Origin of the sequence: Frankia sp. AgKG'84/4, from assembly GCF_023242965.2 — a bacterium.
Lineage (GTDB): Bacteria > Actinomycetota > Actinomycetes > Frankiales > Frankiaceae > Frankia.
Genome location: NZ_JALKFU020001049.1, coordinates 1 through 1,626 on the forward strand (window position 1 = coordinate 1; position 1,626 = coordinate 1,626).

The following is a 1,626-nucleotide window of genomic DNA, read 5'->3' on the forward strand; positions in this document are numbered from 1 at the left end:
GCGCCGGTCCGGCCGCGCGCGGCGGCCCGCGGGCGGCCGGGTGACGTCAGTCCCTGGGCCGTCAGTCCTTCAGCAGGACGTCGAGGTTGACGCGCAGCAGCCACTGGTCGAGCTTGAACGGCGGGTACGGCCAGGGCAGGCTGTTGAGCACCATCTGGTTGACCGGTAGCCACAGGCTGCGCCGGGCCGCGTCGATCGCGCCGCGCCGCACCCCCACATAGCGGGTCGACGGGTCACGCAGGCGGTTCAGGCCGACGTCGATCGGCTCTCCGGTCCGGAACGTCATCCGGCTGCCGCTGCCGGCAGGGCGGACGGCCTGCACCAGCCCGTCGAGGCCGGCGAGCAGCACCGCCCCGGTGGTCGGGTCGAGGGTGACGCTGCGGACCAGTCCACCGCGATCGGTGCCGGTGACGAGGTAGTCGGGGTTGTTCTCGACGCCCCAGGTGTTCACCGGCCAGTTCTCGATGGCCGGCGTTCGCGTGACCAGTCCGCGCTCGCGCCCGAGCTTCGGGTAGACGGCCAGGGTCTCCGCCCGCAGACCGTCCTTGCCGGTGCGGGCCACGTAGAGCGTCCCGTCGCGGCCGAAGACCGCCGACTCCATCCGCGAGCCGTCCTGCACGGCGCGCACGGCGGTGCTCTTCGGGGTGATGGTGGCCCGCGACGCCGAGTAGGAGAACTCCTGGATCGGGAACGGCTGGGTGTCGTAGTCCAACCCGCGGACATCGCTGATCAGCACGAACCGCTCGTCGTCCGGCGCGCTGGTCGGATCGGCGGTGACCTCCCGCGGGTTCACGACGAGTTCCACCCCCAGCGGCCTGACCTGTGGATACTGCCAGTGCGCCCGCACCCGGCCGGACTCGTCGAGCACGAGCAGCGAGCCGTTGTCCGTGCCGCCCGGGCCCGATCCCATGTACTGGGCGATGACGAGGTGCCCGCTGCGCGGCAGCCTGGTGATGGAGGTCGGGCCGCGCGCCGAGCGCGGGTTCAGCGGCGCGAGCACGGGGAACGCCCGCGCGGCGATGTTCGGCGGGGCGTTGCGAGCGAGCTGGGAGGCGGTGAAGCTGGCCGTCGGGTCGTAGACCCAGCGCCCGGAGGGGCCGTCCCGGCGCAGCTCGCCGACGCTCGGCAGCTCGCCGTCCGTCGCCGTGTTCCAGCCGAAGAACGGGGACAGCGAGGTGAAGACCACCCGCTGACCGCCGTCGGGGCCGGGAATGACGGCCACATCGGAGGTGTCTCCGCCACCGACCCCCCGGTAGCCCGGGTCGAGCCGGGGCAGGTTGGTGCGGCCCTTGGACGAGGGGATGACGAGCCGGGTGAAGCGCAGCGCCTCCGGCTCGAAGACCTCGATCTCCATGTCGAACCCGGTCGGCTTCGACTGGTCGTCGGTGAACGGGGTGGTGCACATGAAGACGGTGCCGTCCGCGGCCACCGCCGACATGAACGCCGCCTGGCCGGAGCCGAAGCCCCACCCGGGCACCTCGGTGACCCGGGTCGTGGAGCCGGCCTCGCCGAGGGCGCCGAAGGTACCGGGGGCGCCGTAGATCGTCAGCAGGTCCGACGGCAGCGGGACGCGCTCCCCCGCGGGGACGGACGGGCCGTCGGTGACGCCGCCGACCGGGGCGGACG

At 73.2% G+C, this 1,626-nt stretch carries 1 protein-coding gene; it reads right to left on the reverse strand.

Annotation, left to right across the window (positions count from 1 at the left end):
* Nucleotides 1–61 precede the first annotated feature (61 nt).
* The coding region (locus tag MXD58_RS27180) for a hypothetical protein (RefSeq protein ID WP_250610767.1) at nt 62–1,626 on the reverse strand (1,565 nt) is incomplete at its 5' end.